This window comes from Bifidobacterium saguinibicoloris, from assembly GCF_019331725.1.
GTDB lineage: Bacteria > Actinomycetota > Actinomycetes > Actinomycetales > Bifidobacteriaceae > Bifidobacterium > Bifidobacterium saguinibicoloris.
The window spans coordinates 1-17637 of record NZ_JAHBBF010000005.1 but is presented as its reverse complement, the minus strand read 5'-3'; the positions used below and the strand labels follow the sequence as shown (position 1 = coordinate 17637).

Genomic DNA, 17637 nt, shown 5'->3' with positions numbered 1-17637 from the left:
GGCCGAATGCCGCGTTGACATACCGGTCATCGCGACAATCGGCCGTTGGCGTCGCGTAGGCGGCCGAATGCCGCGGTATGGTTGCGATTGCCGCGATTCCCGGCCTCCTGAGTCGCGTAAGCGGCCGATTCCCGCGGACGATGGTGTGTCGTCGCGGCAATCGGCCGCTTGAGGTGAATCACTGATTCCTCACCGTAAGGCACCGGGACGCTGGCCCCGAGAGAAGGCCCGGGACGCGGGTCAGTTCTTATGCAGCTTCTCGTTGAGCTCGATGCCGGTCTTGCGGTAGCGGGCCTCGATGCGGCCGTTCACCGAGTTGCGGATGAACAGGATGTTGTCCTTGCCGGACAGATCCGCACCCTTGACGACCTCGAGCGGTTCGCCCGCGGCGGCCTTGGCCTTGTCCCAGACCGTGACCTTCGTGCCGGCGGTGACATACAGTCCCGCCTCCACCACGCAGTTGTCGCCCAGGGAGATGCCGATGCCGGCGTTCGCGCCGAGCAGCGAATGCTCGCCGATCGAGTTCCTGAGCTTGCCGCCGCCGGAGAGCGTGCCCATGATCGAGGCGCCGCCGCCGATGTCGGAGCCGTTCCCGACCACCACGCCCTGCGAGACGCGGCCCTCCACCATCGAGACGCCGAGGGTGCCGGCATTGAAGTTCACGAAGCCGGCGTGCATCACGGTGGTGCCCTCGGACAGGTGGGCGCCGAGACGGACGCGGTCGGCGTCGCCGATGCGCACGCCAGTGGGGACGACGTAGTCGATCATGCGCGGGAACTTGTCCACGCCGAACACGTTCACCGTCGTGGCCGGGGCGACGGCCGGAAGTCCGGCGTTCGCGGCGAACGACTGCGCCGCGGCGGTGGCCGCCGCCTCGACGTCGGCCTTGCGCAGACCGAAGTCCTCCACGGCGAACGGACCGTAATTGGTCCACACCACGTTGGAGAGCGCCGCGAAGATGCCGTCCAGGTTCAGCGTGTTCGGTTTGGCCAGACGCATGCTCAGCAGGTGCAGCTTCAGGTACGCGTCCTCGGCGCTTTCGATCGGGTCGTCAAGACCGGTCACGGTGAACACCGGCACGCGGCGCACGCCGCGCGCATCGGCCTCGTCGTGCGCGAGCACGCCGAAATCATGGTTCGGGCGGTCGGCGTCGGCCGGTGCGGCGCCCACGGTCAGGCTCGGATACCACACGTCGAGGGTGTTGCCGGCGGCGTCGATGCTCGCCAGGCCCCAGCCGTACGCGGTGCGTTCTTCAGTCATCTGCGATGCTCCTTACATCAGGCGGACAAACGATATGACACCGCCCACTGTAACGCCTGGGGAGGGATGACGCCTGCATCCGCCCACGTCCCCGCGCCCGGCGGGCGACGCGTCGTTACGCGGTGGGCGTCATATGACCAAGCGGTACGTTACAATCACGCATCGTGAGTGACTTCAGGCAGGATGAACGCGGGCAGCGCGAGCGCCGCCGCCGCACCATGGTGCGCGCGGTGTGCATCGTCATCGCCGCCGCCATGCTGCTCTCCCTGGTCGTCCCCGCCATCTACGCGGGGCTTTGACGCATCGTCACGCGCATCCCACGCGTGACGTTCCCTTCGCCATCCCCGGCAGGTTCGCGGCCGTGCGGGAGGGAGGGACCACGGAACGCGGCGATGGTGCGCGGACGCACGGTCCTGCGGGAAGCTCGGCGGGACATCCATTCCAAGGCAGTTCATAGGAAACAACGTAAGGTAGTGAACGATGGCAGAATTCGATTATTCCCAGGCGCTCTCCGACGTGCGCGCCAAGTATGACTCCATCGCCAAGGCGCTGGACGTCGACCGCATGAAGGCGGACATCAAGGAGCTGGAGCAGCAGGCGGCCGCTCCCGGCCTGTGGGACGACCCCGAGAACGCGCAGAAGGTGACGAGCCGTCTTTCGGCCGCCGAATCGCAGCTCAAGCGCCTCACCTCCGCCGGCACGCGCATCGACGACGTGGAGACCCTCATCGAGCTCGGACGCGAGGAGGAGGACCAGGACTCCCTTGACGAGGCGCAGGCGGAGCTCGGCAAGATCGGCGAGGACCTCGACGCCATGGAGATTCAAACGCTGCTCGACGGCGAATACGACGAGCGCTCCGCGGTCGTCACCATCCGCTCCGGCGCGGGCGGCGTCGACGCGGCCGACTTCGCGCAGATGCTGCTGCGCATGTACCTGCGCTACTGCGAGCGCATGGGCTTCAAGGCGAAGGTCATGGACACCTCCTACGCGGAGGAGGCGGGTATCAAGTCCGCCACCTTCCAGGTGGACGCCCCGTACGCGTACGGCCGCCTGAGCGTCGAGGGCGGCACGCACCGCCTCGTGCGCATCTCCCCGTTCGACAACCAGGGCCGCCGCCAGACGAGCTTCGCGGCCGTCGAGGTCGTGCCGCTCGTCGAGGCGACCGACCACATCGACATCCCGGACACGGACATCCGCGTCGACACGTACTGCTCCTCCGGCCCCGGCGGCCAGGGCGTGAACACGACCTACTCGGCCGTGCGCATCACCCACCTTCCCACCGGCCTGGTCGTGACGATGCAGGACGAGCGCTCGCAGATCCAGAACCGTGCCGCCGCCATGGCCGTGCTCCAGTCCCGACTGCTCGTGCTGCGCCACGAGGAGGAGGCCAAGAAGAAGAAGGAGCTCGCCGGCGACATCAAGGCCAGCTGGGGCGATCAGATGCGCTCCTATGTGCTGCATCCGTACCAGATGGTCAAGGATCTGCGCACCGGCTACGAGACCTCGCAGACCCAGGCCGTGTTCGACGGCGACCTCGACGGCTTCATCCAGGCGGGCATCCGCTGGCGCCACGAGGAACGCCGTGCGGCGCAGCTGGAGGCCGAGCAGGCGGCCCAGGCCGCGTAACGCGCGGCGATCGACGCGTATGACGGCCGGCCCCTCCTCATCCCGGATCGAACGGACGGGGGAGCGGGGCCGGCCCCGCGGCCTCGGGCCGCATGATGCATCCCGCAGGAATGTGAAGGGCGAGAACCAGGAAGGGGCAACATGGCGCTCATCTCACTATCGCACGTCAGCAAGGTCTATCCGAAGGGCACGCGTCCCGCGTTGGACGATGTCAACCTCGACATCGAACGCGGCGACTTCGTGTTCCTCGTGGGGGCGTCGGGCTCCGGCAAGACCACGCTGCTGAGCCTGCTGCTGCGCGAGGAGGAGGCCACCGGCGGCGAGATCCGCGTGGCGGGCAACGATCTGAGGCGCATCTCCAACCGTCAGGTGCCGCAGTACCGCCGCTCCATCGGATTCGTGTTCCAGGACTACAAGCTGCTCAACAACAAGACCGTGTGGCAGAACGTGGCGTTCGCCCTCGAGGTCATCGGCACGCGGCGTTCCACCATCAAATCCCTGGTGCCGAAGGTGCTGCAGACCGTGGGGCTCACCGGCAAGGAGCACAACTACCCGCATGAGCTGTCCGGCGGCGAGCAGCAGCGTGTGGCCATCGCCCGCGCCTACGTGAACCATCCGCAGATCCTGCTGGCCGACGAGCCCACCGGCAACCTCGACCCCACCACCTCGCTCGGCATCATGGAGGTGCTGGACGCCATCAACCGCACCGGCACCACCATCGTGATGGCCACGCACAACGAGGAGATCGTCAACTCCATGCGCAAGCGTGTGGTGGAGCTCCACACCGGAAGGATCGTGCGCGACGAGGAGCACGGCTCCTACGATTCCGCCGTGTTCTTCCCGGACGCGGCCGTCGAATCCAAGGCCCATCAGGCGTTGGGGACGGACGCCCGGTTCCGCCCGCAGGCCGTCGGCGACGGCGGCGAAGTCGAGGTCGATGCGGCTGCCGCCATCGAGGCGGGCTCCGCGGCGTCCGGACTGATGGACGCCCACACCGCCATGGGCGTCGACGGCGACGAGGGCATCGCCCGTCTCGCCCAATCCGTGCACTCGGGACGCACGGGACGTTACGGCGAGGCGTTCGCTCCCGTCGAGACCACGCTCACCTGGGGCAGGGGTCTCAACCTCGAGGAGCTCGCCAAGGCCAAGGAGCAGGCGGAGCCGCAGACGGCCGGAAAGGAGACCTCCGCGGCGGACGCCTCCGAAGGAACGGGAGACCCGGACCAGTCGGCGTCTCCCCATACCGGTGTCGACGCGGCCGGACCCGACGGACGGTCGGAGCACGTCGCGCCCGCGGACCAGGACGCCGCCGGGACCGATGGCCGTGACGACGCCGATCGGGACGAGCCCGCCCGGGACACGCATGACGAAGCCGCACGGGAACGCCGTTCGCAGGAGCCGCCCGCGCCTCCGGCATCCCCCGCATCGTCGACGTCGCAGGAGAAGAACACGGACGATACGGCGAAGCACGCCGGCGAAGGGCTTCTGACGCCGCCCGCGCCGCCGTCGTTCGCGGCCGGCGCCCGCGTCGGGGTCGACGGAGGACAGCACACGGACACCATGCAGAACAAGGGGGAGACCCGATGAGGGCGCGATTCATCCTTTCCGAAACCTGGACAAGCCTCAAACGCAACGTGCCGATGATCATCTCGGTCATGCTCGTCACGTTCATCTCCTTCGTGTTCATCGGCGCGTCCGCACTGCTGCAGGCCCAGGTCACCCGGGCCAAGGGCGAATGGTACGACAAGATCGAAGTGGTGGTATGGCTCTGCCCGGACGGCACCAGCCAGGCCGCCACCTGCGCCTCCGGCAAGGCGCCCACGCAGCAGGAGATCGTGGACCTCGAGGAGTTCATCCAGGACGAGCTCACCGACAACGTCTCCAAGATCACCTACGTGAGCCGTGAGGACTTCTACAAGAACACGTTCCTCAAGCAGTATCCGGACGGCAACTACCAGGGGCGCACCCTCACCGCCGCCGACATGCAGGATTCGCTCCAGCTCAAGCTCAAGGACCCCACCAAGTACAAGATGGTCTCCGAAGTGCTGTCCGGCAAGACCGGCGTGGAGGAGGTCGTCGACCAGAAGCAGATCTTCGACCCGGTCTTCGCCGTGCTCAACCGCGCCACGGCCGTCACCGTGGTGTTCGCCGCCGTGATGGTGGTGGTGGCCATCCTGCTCACCGGCACCACCATCCGCATGTCCGCGGCGTCCCGCAAGAACGAGACGGAGATCATGCGCCTCGTGGGCGCCTCCAACTGGACCATCCGCCTCCCGTTCATCCTCGAGGGCGTGGTGGCCTCCGGCATCGGCTCCCTGCTCGCCTGCGGCACGCTCGCCGGCATCGTGCAGGTGTTCATCACCGACTGGCTGGCCCAGTCGGTCAGCTGGATGCCGTTCGTCACGCAGTCCACGGTATGGCTGTTCGCCCCGGCGCTCGTGGCCGGCGCCGTCCTGCTGTCCGTGGTGGCCTCCGCCATCTCGCTGCGACGCTACCTCAAGGCCTGAGCCCGGACGGCTGCCGGAAGGGGCCGCCGGAAAAGCCCCGGGAGGAATCCCGCTGGACGTTTCAGGAACCTCCGTTACAATGGCACTCACGTGACATGAAGGAAGGACGATTACAAGTGGTGAACCGTTCGAAATACGTCGATGCAGGCATCGGTCTCATGCTGTCCGCCGCGATGACGCTGGCGGGAGGAGTGGCGCTCACCGTCATGCCCGTCCCGCAGGCGAAGGCGGTCTCATACTCCGAGTACCAGCAGAAGGTGGCGAACCACAAGAACCTCAAGGCGCAGCTGGCCGGCGTGAACCAGGACCTCGCCAACAAGATCATCCAGCTGGACAGCCTCACCAACGACCAGATCCCCGCCGCCAAGGAGGCCGCGAGCAAGGCCCAGGAGACGGCGCAGCAGGCGCAGGACCTCGCCGACGCCACCAACGAGCGTCTCGAGGCGGCCAAGAAGGACAAGGCCGATCTGGAGGAGAAGATCAAGCAGACCGGCGCCGAATACGACGACGCCAAGGATTCCGTGGCCGAGATGGCCCGCAACAGCTTCCACGGCTCCGACGCCTCCACGGTGATGGAGGTGGTGACCAACGCCACGACCACCGACGATTTCGTGGCGCAGATGCAGTCCGACGCCGCCGCCACGCGTTCCGCCGCGAACGCGGCCAACAGCGCGGCCACCACGCTCAACACCTCGATGAACCGCAAGGAGCGTCTCGCCGCCATCGAGGACCAGATCACCAAGCTCAAGAACCAGGCCGACGAACAGGCAGCCAGCGCCAAGAAGGCCTCCGAGGACGCCGCCGCCAAGCAGAGCTCCCTGGAGACGCTGCAGAGCCAGGTCTCCTCCGCCCGTGAGGAACTGGAGAAGCAGAAGAGCAGCCTGACCACGCAGGCGGCCAAGGAGGCCGCCGACATCCTGTCCATCGAATCCCAGCTCGCCGCCCAGAACACCGGCAGCAGCGGCAACATCTCCTCCGGCAGCGCCAGCCAGCAGACCGGCGGCTCGTCCGGCGGATCCTCGTCCGGAAGCTCCTCCCGCCCGTCCAGCGGCGGCTCGTCCTCCTCCGGCTCGTCGTCGAACAGCGGTTCCTCGTCGAACAGCGGTTCCTCCTCCGGCTCCTCCGGCGCGAGCGGTATGAACTACGCGGTGCCCGGCAACTGCCCCGAAGGCTCCAAGTTCTGCTACGGCCACAACACGGGCAACACGGTGGGCGGCTCCGCCTACCCCTCCCGCCAGTGCACGCTGTGGGCGTACATCCGCCGCTCCCAGCTGAAACTCCCCGTCGGCTCCTACATGGGCAACGGCGCCGAATGGGGTGCCAAGGGCCGTGCGCTCGGCTACTACGTGAACACCACGCCGCATGTGGGCGCCGCCATGGTGTTCCGCCGCGGCCAGCGCGTCACCTCCTGGTACGCCAACCGCCTGTACGGCCACGTGGCCGTGGTGGAGCGCGTCAACTCGGACGGCAGCCTGCTCATCTCCGAGGGCGGCACCGGCTTCGCCACGTTCCCGGCATGGGAGACGGTGTGGCCCAACAACAACGAGTTCGTCCACTACTGATCGGCAACGGGCCGCTACCCGCTGCATCTCCGCAGCGGCCGCGGATCGCTACGCTTCCGCCCCGCGTCTCCACGGCGCGGACCTGCGTGGATAGACGCGGGCCTGCGCGGACGGCATAATCGAAGCGCCGCACGGTTTCGGCCGGCGGCGCTTCATGCTATCGTCTATGGGGCGAAGACGGGCCGGTCGGGCGAAGGATGCCGTGACCGGACGCCGCAGCATCGGAAGGAGGTCCGCGATGGCGAAGGAACAGGGGACGAAACCGGTCGTCCAGAACAAGAAGGCGCGTCACGACTACGCCATCGAGGACAAGTACGAGGCGGGCATCGTCCTCACCGGCACGGAGGTGAAATCCCTGAGGGAGGGACGTGCCTCGCTCGCCGAGGCGTTCATCACCATCGACCGGCGCAACGAGATCTGGCTGGAGAACGCCAACATCCCCGAATACTTCAACGGCACGTGGAACAACCATGCACCCAAGCGCAAGCGCAAGCTGCTGCTCCACGAGCGGGAGATTCTCAAATTGGCCCGTCAATCCGAGGCGAAGGGGTACACCATCATCCCGCTGAGCCTCTACTTCAAGGACGGCCGCGTCAAGGCGGAGATCGCCCTGGCGCGCGGCAAGCGTGAGTTCGACAAGCGTCAGGCCCTGCGCGAGGAGCAGGACAAACGCGAGGCCCTACGCGCCATGCGCTACGCGAACAAGCGAGGCGGCGCCCGCTGACGTCGGGACGGCGGCGTCCCGGGCTTCGCGCCGGCGGCCGTCGTCCCTCCCGTCATCCGGTCCCGTCTCACGTTATGAACCATATCCGTGAGATTTACGCTTTCGTAGCATAGGAACCCTAGCTTTCGGAATCAGTCGGGAAACATACCCGCCCGATCGACATTCCGAGAGAGGAAATCCTATGTCATTCAGCAAGGGAATCAAGGCCATCGCCGCCGCCACGCTGGGCGCGGCCATGGTGTTCGCCGCCGCGGCATGCGGCACTTCCGACGCCTCCGATGGCTCTTCGAGCGGTTCGGCCTCCGGTTCGTCGGATTCATCCAAGACCGAAAGCTTCGACGTCTCCGGCATCAAGAAGGACGACACGATCGCCGCGCTGCTGCCGGAATCCGTCACCAAGGACGGCGTGCTCACGGTCGGCACAGACACCTCCTACGCGCCCGCCGAGTTCCTCGCCGCCGACGGCAAGACCCCGGTCGGCTACGACGTCGACCTCACCAAGGCGCTCGGCAAGGTCTTCGGATTGAAGACCGAGAACGTCACCTCCACGTTCGATTCGATCATCCCGTCCGTCGGCTCCAAGTACGACCTCGGCATCAGCTCGTTCACCATCACGCCCGAGCGCGCCGAGGCGGTCGACTTCGTCAGCTACTACAAGGCCGGCTCCACGTGGGTCACCAAGAAGGGGAACCCGGAAAAGTTCGACCCCTCGAGCCTGTGCGGCCTCAAGATCGCGGTGCAGACCGGCACCACGCAGGAAGAGGAGGTCAACGCGGCCGACAAGCAGTGCCCGGCCGACAAGAAGATCGAGGTCCTCTCCAACAAGCTGCAGACCGACGTGACCACGAACGTGGTCACCGGCAAGGCCGTCGCCTTCTACGCCGACTCCCCGGTGGCCGGCTACGCGATCAGCCAGACCGGCGACCAGCTTGAGTCCGTCGGCGAGGACGTGGGCGTGGCCAAGCAGGGCGTCGCCATCAAGAAGGGGGACACCGCCACCGCCGAGGCCGTGCAGAAGGCCATCCAGAAGCTCATGGACGACGGCACATACACCAAGCTGCTCGACCACTGGGGCGTCAAGTCCGGTGCCATCGACAAGGCCGAGATCAACCCCACCGACGTGGAGGGCTGACCGGTTCGGTCCGTGTCCCCGGCCCTGGTCTCGTGGACATGACGTGACGTTTCACGGCGGTCCCTATGGTTCCGACGCGGCGATGCCTTAGGATGAGGGCCGGATGCGGCGGCAGGGGCCGTCGACGTCCGGCCCCGCGCCGTCTCGTGGGATCGCCGCGTCGTCCCGGCGGGATTCGCCGCGTCGTTCGTCAAGCAATCGTGAAGGAAGGAAACGTCATGTCGTTCCATGTCTCGAAAACCATCGCCGCCGCGCTCGCCGTGGCGCTGATGACGCCGCTCGCCGCGTGCGGCACGTCCGATGGGAGCGACGCCGCCTCGGGTGACGGCGGTTCCGGTTCGACCTCCTCCGACATCCAGGGGTTCGACACCAGTTCCATCAAGAAGGATGACGAGATCGCCGCGCTGCTGCCGGAATCCGTCACCAAGGACGGCGTGCTCACCGTGGGCGCCGACACGTCCACGCCGCCCGCCGAGTTCCTCGCCTCCGACGGCAAGACGCCCGTCGGCTTCAGCGTGGACCTGTCCAAGGCGATGGCCGCGCTGTTCGGCCTCAAGGAGCAGACGATCTCGTCCACGTTCGATTCGATCATCCCGTCCGTCGGCTCCAAGTACGACCTCGGCATCAGCTCGTTCACCATCACGAAGGACCGTCTCGCGGCGGTCGACTTCGTCAGCTACTTCAAGGCCGGCTCCACGTACGTGGTGCGCAAGGGCAACCCGAAGAACATTTCGACCGACGACCTGTGCGGGCTCAAGGCCGCCGTGCAGACCGGCACCACGCAGGAATCGGAGCTCGACAAGGCCAACGCGAAATGCAAGGCCGCGGGCAAGGACGAGATCGACGTCCAGTCGTCCAAGCTGCTCACCGACGTGACCACCGCCGTGGCCTCGGGCAAGGCGGACATCATCTACACGGACTCCCCGGTGGCCGGCTACGCGATCAAGCAGACCGGCGGCGAGCTCGAGGCGCTCGGCGAGGACGTGGGCGTGGCCCCGTACGGCATCGTCATCAAGAAGGGCGACGCCAAGACCGCCGAGGCCGTGAGCAAGGCCATGCAGAAGCTCATGGACGATGGCACGTACGGCAAGATCCTGGACACGTGGGGCGTCAAGTCCGGCGCGTTGGACAAGGCCGAGATCGATCCGGCCGCGGAGTGACGCACGTCGTGTGGCGTCGTGCGGCGTCGGAAGGCGTGCGGGTCGAACGACGCCACCCACCAGCTTGCATATGTATGCAGGTTAGTGTATAAATATTGAATACCGCGGGCGGTGAATGGCCTCCCGCCCTGAGAGAGCACATCACCGAACATCACGGGAAGAAGAAGACCATGTCGTTCACCAAAGGAATGAAGACCATCACGGCCGCCGCGCTGAGCGCCGCCATGCTGTTCGCCGCCGCCGCGTGCGGCACCAGCGACGGATCCGATTCCGCCGAAGGCTCCGGCGACGCCGCGACCATCACCAGCTACGACGTGAGCGGCGTAAAGAAGGACGCCGCCATCGCCGCGCTGCTGCCGGAATCCGTCACCAAGGACGGCAAGCTCACCATCGGCACCAACCCCTCCTACGCGCCCGCCGAGTTCCTCGACGCCGACGGCAAGACCCAGATCGGCTACGACATGGACCTGGCCCGCGCCCTCGGCAACATCTTCGGCCTCAAGACCGAGATCGTCTCCTCCAACTTCGACACGATCATCCCGTCCATTGGCTCCAAGTACGACCTCGGCATCGCCGCGTTCACCATCACGCCCGAGCGCATGAAGTCCGTCGACTTCGTCTCCTACTTCACCGCCGGCATGGGCTACGCGGTGAAGAAGGGCAATCCGGAGAAGATCGACCCGAACGACCTGTGCGGCCTCAAGGTGGCCGTCGAGACCGGCACCGTCGAGGAGGAGGCCATCGCCAAGACCGCCAAGCAGTGCAAGGCGGACGGCAAGAAGGACATCACCGTCCAGTCCTCCAAGCAGCAGACCGACGCCACCACCGCCGTCGTCACCGGCAAGGCCGATGTGTTCTTCGCCGACTCCCCGGTGGTCGGCTACGCCATCGCCCAGACCGGCGGCGAGCTCGAACAGCTCGGCGAGGACTTCGACTCCGTGCCCAACGCCGTGGCCATCAAGAAGGGCGAGACCGGCACCGCCGAGGCCGTGCAGAAGGCCATGCAGAAGCTTATGGACGACGGCACGTACGGCAAGATCCTCAAGCACTGGGGCGTCGAATCCGGCGCGCTGGACAAGGCCGAGATCAACCCGGACGTCGAAGGCTGAGGCCTCCCCGTCCAACGTCACTCCATGAAGGGGCGCCCATGCGGCATGCGGAACCGCGCATGTAACATAGGCGCCCCTCACGTACACTAGGCTGGCTATCCTAGTCAACCTCAATCGAAGCATGCAGCATTGAAGGAACCGAACATGGCGAAGAAACAAGCGGACGGTGAGGGACTGGACATCCCGAACCGCATCAAGGCGCTGCCGGTCAAGCGCACCGGCCCCATCGTGGCGGCCGTCATCGTGGCCCTGCTGGCCGCGATGCTCATCCAGGGGCTCGTCACCAACCCGCGTCTCGACTGGCCCACCGTATGGAAGTACCTGTTCAACGAGAACGTGATCGAAGGCATCGGCTACACGCTGCTGCTCACCGTCATCTCCATGGTGGTGGCGATCATCCTGTCCGTCATCCTCGCCATCATGCGCAAATCCATCAACCCGGTGCTGCGCGGCGTGAGCTGGTTCTTCATCTGGTTCTTCCGCGGCACCCCTGTGTACACGCAGCTCGTGTTCTGGGGCCTGTTCGCCGTGCTCATCCCGAAAATCGGCATCGGCGTGCCGTTCACGTCCATCGAATTCTGGAGCATCGACTCCGAGACGGTCATCACCGCGTTCAACGCCGCATGGATCGGTCTGGCGCTCAACGAGGCCGCATACCTCTCCGAGATCGTGCGCGCCGGTCTCGAAGCCGTCGACCCCGGCCAGACCGAGGCCGCCAAGGCGCTCGGCATGAGCCGCACGCTCATCATGCGCCGCATCGTCCTGCCGCAGGCCATGCGCATCATCATCCCGCCCACCGGCAACGAGACCATCGGCATGCTCAAGACCACGTCCCTCGTGCTCGCCGTGCCGTTCACCCTGGAGCTCCAGTTCGCCACGAACGCCATCGCGAACCGCATCTACAAGCCGATTCCGCTGCTCATCGTGGCCTGCATCTGGTACCTGCTCATCACCTCCATCCTCATGGTCATCCAATCCCGTCTCGAGAAGCACTTCGGCAAGGGATTCGACGCGCGTCCGGTCGGCTCGCGCGGCAAGCAGCCGCCGCTGCCCGGCAAGACGGAGGGCGAACCCAAGGACGATGTGAGCAAGCTCAACGACGCCACATTCAACGGATTGACGGCGTGAGCAGGAAGGACGACACACGATGACACAGACCAGCATCCCCGCGAACGCGCCCGCCCCGGCATCGCGTCCGGCGTCCGGCGTCCCGGCCGTCAAGGCCACGCAGGTCCACAAGGCGTTCGGTTCCCTGCATGTGCTCAAGGGCGTCGACCTGACCGTCGAACCCGGCACCGTGACCGTGATCCTCGGCCCCTCCGGCTCCGGCAAATCCACGTTCCTGCGCCTCATCAACCAGCTCGAGACCCTGACCGGCGGCTCGATCGAGGTGGACGGCGAGCTCATCGGCTACAAGCATGTGACGAAAAACGGGCAGGACATGCTCCAGACCCTCAACGACAAGGAGATCGCCGCCCAGCGTTCCAAGCTCGGCATGGTCTTCCAGCGGTTCAACCTGTTCCCGCACATGACGGCGATTGAGAACGTCATGGAGGCGCCCGTCCACGTCAAGCACATGAACAAGGCGCAGGCGCGCGAACTCGCCAGGCAGGAGCTCGAACGCGTGGGTCTCGGCGAACGCCTCGACTACTACCCGGCCGAGCTGTCCGGCGGCCAGCAGCAGCGCGTCGCCATCGCCCGCGCCCTCGCCATGCAGCCGGAGATCATGCTGTTCGACGAACCCACCTCCGCCCTCGACCCCGAGCTCGTCGGCGAGGTGCTCAACGTCATGCTGTCGCTGGCCAAGGCCGGCATGACCATGATCGTCGTCACCCATGAGATCGGCTTCGCCCGCGAGGTGGCCGACCAGGTGGTGTTCATGGACGGCGGCGTGGTCGTGGAGTCCGGCGGGCCGGAGATCATCGACCACCCCACCGAACCGAGGTTCAAGGACTTCCTGCAGCACGTGCTGTAAGGCACGCGCCGCAGGAAGGCTGCCATGTCTCCTCGGCACTGTCGTGTCTCGGCGTCGCCTACGGGCAGTCCACCGGACTGCCCGTTCGACGGCTCCGTCTGCAGCACGTGCTGTAGGGCGGAATGGGATTTGTAATCATTCGGTATGTTTCGTGCGCCCCGCAGCATAGCGCTGCGGGGCGTTACGTTTTGTTGGTAGGGTAGAGAGCCATGTGTGGAATCGTTGGATATGCAGGACAAGTTGAAACCGCGTGCGGCAAGCCGCTGGAGGTGTGTCTCCAGGGTCTGAAGCGCCTCGAATACCGCGGCTACGATTCGGCCGGCGTGGCGCTGACCGCGCCCGGCATGGACCATGTGGCGGTACGCAAGAAGGCCGGCCGCCTCGCGAACCTCGTCGAGGACATCGAGAAGAAGCCGATGCCGCTGGCGACCGTCGGCATCGGACACACGCGCTGGGCCACCAACGGCGTGCCGAGCGACGTGAACGCCCACCCGCACACCAGCGAGGACGGCAAGGTCGCGATCATCCACAACGGCATCATCGAGAACGCCTCCCAGCTGCGTCTCGACCTGCAGGCCGAAGGCTACCATTTCGCGTCCGCGACGGACACGGAGGTCGCCGCCAAGCTGCTCGGCAAGATCGTCGACACCATCATCAGGGAGGACGGCGCCCCCGACCTGTTCAAGGCCGTGCGCCGCATGGCCCGCATGCTGCAGGGCGCGTTCACCATCCTCGCGACCGACTGCCGCCAGCCGGACATCGTCGTCGGCGCCCGTCATGACTCCCCGCTCGTCGTCGGGCTCGGCGATGGTGAGAACTTCCTCGGTTCCGACGTCGCCGCGTTCGTCGCGTACACGAAGCGCGCGATGGAGGTCGACCAGGACCAGGCCGTCTGCGTCTCCGCGGACAAGGTCATCGTCACCGACTTCAACGGCAACGTCATCGCGAACCCGAAGACCTACACCGTGGACTGGGACGCCTCCGCCGCGGAGAAGGGCGGCTGGGATTCGTTCATGGACAAGGAGATCCACGAGGATCCCGCCGCCGTGCAGCGCACGCTGCTCGGCCGCTTCGACAAGAACGGCGACGTCGCCCTCGACGAGGTGCGCATCGACGAACACGATTTCAAGGCCATCGACAAGATCATCGTCATCGCCTGCGGCACCGCCGCGTACGCGGGCATGGTCGCCAAGTACGCGATTGAGCATTGGGTGCGCATCCCGGTCGAGATCGAGCTGGCGCACGAGTTCCGCTACCGTGACCCGATCCTCACGCCGCGCACGCTCGTCGTCGCGATCTCGCAGTCCGGCGAGACGATGGACACGCTGATGGCGCTGCGCCACGCGCGTGAGCAGGGTTCGAAGGTGCTCGCGATCTGCAACACGCAGGGCGCCTCGATCCCGCGTGAATCCGACGCCGTGCTCTACACGCACGCCGGTCCGGAGGTCGCGGTCGCCTCGACCAAGGCGTTCGTCGCGCAGATCACCGCCGCCTACCTGCTCGGCCTGTATCTGGCTCAGGTCAAGGGCGCGATGTTCCGCGACGAGATCCGCCACATCCTCGATTCGCTCAAGAACATGCCGCGCAAGATCCAGTGGGTGCTCGACACGCAGACCAAGACGATCCATGACGCCGCCGAGCGCATGATCAACGCGCAGTCGTTCCTGTTCCTCGGCCGCCACGTGGGCTATCCGGTGGCGCTCGAGGGAGCGCTGAAGCTCAAGGAGATCGCCTACACGTTCACCGAGGGCTTCGCCGCCGGCGAGCTCAAGCATGGCCCGATCGCGCTGGTCGACGAGGGTGAGCCGGTCGTGTTCATCGTGCCGCCGGAACGTGGCCGCAACGTGCTGCACGCCAAGGTGCTGTCCGGCATCGAGGAGGTCAAGGCGCGTGGCGCGTTCATCATCGCGGTCGCCGAGGAGGGCGACAAGGACGTGGAACGCTACGCGGACGTCGTCTTCTGGCGCCCCGCCTGCCCCACGCTGATGAGTCCGCTCGTCGACGTGGTCCCGCTGCAGCTGTTCGCCATGGACATGGCCAAGCTCAAGGGCTATGACGTGGACAAGCCGCGCAACCTCGCCAAGTCCGTCACCGTGGAGTGATGTGAGGGGCTGATGGGAGGCCATCGGTTCGTGACGTCCGAGCCTCATATCCCGTTCGAATTGGACGTGGTCTATGAGGATTCGGGCATCATCGTGGTGGACAAGCCGCATTTCCTGGCCACCACGCCCCGCGGCATGTGGTATCGCGAGACCGCGCTCATGCGGTTGCGCGAGCTGTACCATGACGACGCGATCACACCGGCGCACCGGTTGGACCGGCCCACCGCCGGCATCGTCGTGTTCGTGCGCGACCCCGCGTTGCGCGGGGCGTATCAGATGCTGTTCCAGGAGCGGCGTACGGAGAAGACCTACGAATGCCTTGCGCCGTGCGCGCCGGTCGTGCGGCCGCGATACGGCACGGTCGACGCGTTGGAGCCGCCGCGTGTGTTCCCGTTGCGTCGGCGGTCACGCATCGTCAAGGAACGTGGGCGATTGCAGGCGTATGAGACGCCGGGCGTCGTCAACGCGGAGACGGTCGTCGAATTGGGGAAGTGGCGGGGTTCCGACGCCATGCGTCGGACGTCGCCGTCCGTCTTGCTTTCCGGCGCGCCGGCCGCGCGAGTCTACACGCTGCATCCGAGGACCGGCAAGACGCATCAGCTGCGCGTCCATATGAACGCGTTGGGATTGCCGATCGTCGGCGACGACTTCTATCCGCGCGTCGTGCCGCGTGCGTACGACGATTTCTCGCGTCCGTTGGAACTGGTGGCGAGACGTCTCTCGTTCGTCGACCCGGTCAGTCACGAGCCGCGTGAGTTCGTCTCCCGTGTGCCGTTGGGTGGAACGACGGAGAGGGCGACGACGGTGACGCTCAGTCGTTGAGGTCGCGTACGGAGCCGCGTTCGACGAATTCGGTGGGGATGACGGTCTTCACGCCGACGGGTACGGTCTCGCCTTCGCATTGGCGACGCACCATGGAGAACGCGGTGGAGCCGATCTCGTCGAACCGCATGCGCATGGTGGTCAGGTTGAGCCGCGGCACCATGTCCACGAGGGAATCGTCCACGCCCACCACGCTGACGTCTTCGGGCACGCGTTTGCCGGCTGCCTGGAGGCCGAGGATCGCGCCGTACGCCATCTGGTCGTTGGCCGCGTAGACGGCGGTGCAGTTCGGATCATGCGCCAGGGCCATGCCGGCCTGATAGCCGGAGTCGGCGCCCCAGTCGCCCACGTAGATGCTGGGGACGGTTGCGCCAATCTGTTCGAGCGCGTCCCTCCATCCGCGCGAGCGGCTTTCGGCCGCGCGTGAGCTGGCTGGTCCGGCGATGTGATAGACCGTGCGGTGCCCCTTGCTCATGAGGTAGTCGACGATGGCGGTGGAGCAGCCGTACTGGTCCGCGTCGATGGTGGGGCAGTGGTCGGCGGCGCCTTCGGTGACGAGCACGACGGGCAGGTCCTTGGGCGGCTTGTAGCCGGCGAAGTCGGAGATGCGCTCCTCGAGGATGACGATGACGCCGTCGACCGGCTGTTGCTTCATGCGTTCGACCGCGGCGGCGATGGTGCGGTCGCCGTGCTTGGGCATGATCTGCATGGTGATGGAGTAGTCGTCGGCGATGGCGGCGTTGAGGACGCCGTCGAGGATGCGCGTGTTGCCGTAGGAGACCATGTTGAACAGGACGACGCCGATGTTGCGGAAGCTGCCGTGTTTGAGCGCGCGGGCCGCGTAGTTCGGCCGGTATCCGAGCCGTTCCATGGCCGCCTCGACGCGTTGGCGCGTGTCCGGGCGCACCGCGCTGCTGCCGTTGGCCACGCGAGACACGGTCTGCGGCGATACGCCGGCTTCCTTGGCGACGTCCTGCATGGAAACCTGGATGGTCCGTGTCATGATTCTCGTTCTCCTCAGGTGGCGGCATCCGCGTGGGGCCGTCGACGGTTGTGGTGGTTCGGCTGCGCCGCATGTGACCGGGCAATGACGGTAATGTTCGCGTCATTGTTCGACATTACGTGGAACCAAACAACGATGTTTTCGTGACCATTATATGCCATCGTTGGAAAACATGGGAAATCGCCGGAGTGGACAGGTGCCGGAATGATGTTATGATGATAACGCAAACATTTTAGGGGAGATGGAGAAAGCCGAAAGGGTTTCTTCATCCCAAGCCTTCGAAGGAGAGGGGCTGCAATGGTTTCAGCGCAGGCCTCACCGGCAGCGGCCGTCAGTCCGTCCGTTGCCCGTGAGAATAGGCATAAGGCGGATTGGCGTGGTTGGAAGTTCATGTGGCCGTTCGCGGTGGTGTTCGTGTTCGTGTTCATCATCCCGATCGTGTACGCCATCTATATCAGTTTCTTCAAGAAGCAGATGATCGGTGGCACGCGGTTCGTTGGCGTGGAGAACTACGCGCGTCTGCTTGGCGATCAGCAGTTCTGGTCGTCGGTGGGTCGTGTGGCGTTGTTCACGGTGGTGCAGGTGCCGATCATGTTGTTCCTGGCGGCGGCGATGGCGTTGGCGTTGGATTCGATGAAGCTGCATGGCACGAAGT

At 65.9% G+C, this 17637-nt stretch carries 15 protein-coding genes and 1 pseudogene; 14 read left to right on the top strand and 2 right to left on the bottom strand.

The annotated features are described in order from the left end of the window. Positions 1 to 240 precede the first annotated feature (240 nt). Positions 241 to 1260: a 2,3,4,5-tetrahydropyridine-2,6-dicarboxylate N-succinyltransferase gene (gene dapD / locus KIH78_RS04710; RefSeq protein ID WP_214315584.1), complete on the bottom strand. Its 1020-nt coding sequence runs from the start codon at positions 1258 to 1260 to the stop codon at positions 241 to 243. Positions 1261 to 1424: 164 nt separating this feature from the next. On the opposite strand from dapD, the gene KIH78_RS10750 reads away from it, so the two are divergent. The 13 genes from KIH78_RS10750 (at position 1425) to KIH78_RS04650 (ending at position 15979) form a co-directional block, all read left to right on the top strand. After that, entirely contained in the window at positions 1425 to 1559 is a 135-nt protein-coding gene (locus KIH78_RS10750) for a hypothetical protein (RefSeq protein ID WP_338024114.1), read from the top strand. Between the two features lie 181 nt (positions 1560 to 1740). Continuing rightward, a complete protein-coding gene (prfB, locus tag KIH78_RS04705) occupies positions 1741 to 2886 on the top strand; it encodes a peptide chain release factor 2 (protein ID WP_214315582.1) in 1146 nt (381 codons plus the stop codon). A gap of 141 nt (positions 2887 to 3027) precedes the next feature. Further along, positions 3028 to 4473, top strand: coding sequence for a cell division ATP-binding protein FtsE (ftsE, locus tag KIH78_RS04700; RefSeq protein ID WP_219131478.1), 1446 nt, complete (start codon positions 3028 to 3030; stop codon positions 4471 to 4473). Beyond that, positions 4470 to 5393, top strand: a complete 924-nt coding sequence (gene ftsX / locus KIH78_RS04695) for a permease-like cell division protein FtsX (protein ID WP_219131477.1) — start codon at positions 4470 to 4472, stop codon at positions 5391 to 5393. Before ftsE ends, ftsX begins: the two co-directional genes overlap by 4 nt. Before the next feature lie 95 nt (positions 5394 to 5488). Next, positions 5489 to 6955, top strand: a complete 1467-nt coding sequence (locus tag KIH78_RS04690) for a CHAP domain-containing protein (protein WP_219131476.1) — start codon at positions 5489 to 5491, stop codon at positions 6953 to 6955. Positions 6956 to 7193: 238 nt separating this feature from the next. Beyond that, positions 7194 to 7679: an SsrA-binding protein SmpB gene (smpB, locus tag KIH78_RS04685; RefSeq protein ID WP_214315574.1), complete on the top strand. Its 486-nt coding sequence runs from the start codon at positions 7194 to 7196 to the stop codon at positions 7677 to 7679. A 181-nt stretch (positions 7680 to 7860) separates the two neighbouring features. Further along, positions 7861 to 8811 (top strand): ABC transporter substrate-binding protein, encoded by a 951-nt coding sequence (locus KIH78_RS04680; RefSeq protein WP_219131475.1) that lies wholly within the window; start codon positions 7861 to 7863, stop codon positions 8809 to 8811. 218 nt (positions 8812 to 9029) lie between these two features. Next, positions 9030 to 9971, top strand: a complete 942-nt coding sequence (locus tag KIH78_RS04675; protein WP_219131474.1) for an ABC transporter substrate-binding protein — start codon at positions 9030 to 9032, stop codon at positions 9969 to 9971. Between the two features lie 170 nt (positions 9972 to 10141). Then, positions 10142 to 11080: an ABC transporter substrate-binding protein gene (locus tag KIH78_RS04670; RefSeq protein ID WP_214315569.1), complete on the top strand. Its 939-nt coding sequence runs from the start codon at positions 10142 to 10144 to the stop codon at positions 11078 to 11080. A gap of 144 nt (positions 11081 to 11224) precedes the next feature. Continuing rightward, positions 11225 to 12208 (top strand): amino acid ABC transporter permease, encoded by a 984-nt coding sequence (locus KIH78_RS04665; protein WP_214315567.1) that lies wholly within the window; start codon positions 11225 to 11227, stop codon positions 12206 to 12208. Positions 12209 to 12227: 19 nt separating this feature from the next. Next, positions 12228 to 13055, top strand: coding sequence for an amino acid ABC transporter ATP-binding protein (locus KIH78_RS04660; RefSeq protein ID WP_219131473.1), 828 nt, complete (start codon positions 12228 to 12230; stop codon positions 13053 to 13055). Positions 13056 to 13264: 209 nt separating this feature from the next. Beyond that, entirely contained in the window at positions 13265 to 15157 is a 1893-nt protein-coding gene (gene glmS, locus KIH78_RS04655; RefSeq protein ID WP_219131472.1) for a glutamine--fructose-6-phosphate transaminase (isomerizing), read from the top strand. A 30-nt stretch (positions 15158 to 15187) separates the two neighbouring features. After that, entirely contained in the window at positions 15188 to 15979 is a 792-nt protein-coding gene (locus tag KIH78_RS04650) for a pseudouridine synthase (protein WP_338024118.1), read from the top strand. Here the strand turns inward: KIH78_RS04650 and KIH78_RS04645 are convergent. Beyond that, positions 15969 to 16958, bottom strand: coding sequence for a LacI family DNA-binding transcriptional regulator (locus KIH78_RS04645; RefSeq protein ID WP_214315624.1), 990 nt, complete (start codon positions 16956 to 16958; stop codon positions 15969 to 15971). The two genes, KIH78_RS04650 and KIH78_RS04645, sit on opposite strands and share 11 nt — an antisense overlap. A 321-nt stretch (positions 16959 to 17279) precedes the next feature. On the opposite strand from KIH78_RS04645, the pseudogene KIH78_RS04640 reads away from it, so the two are divergent. Continuing rightward, positions 17280 to 17637 (top strand): annotated as a pseudogene (locus KIH78_RS04640) (carbohydrate ABC transporter permease); the annotation flags it as partial.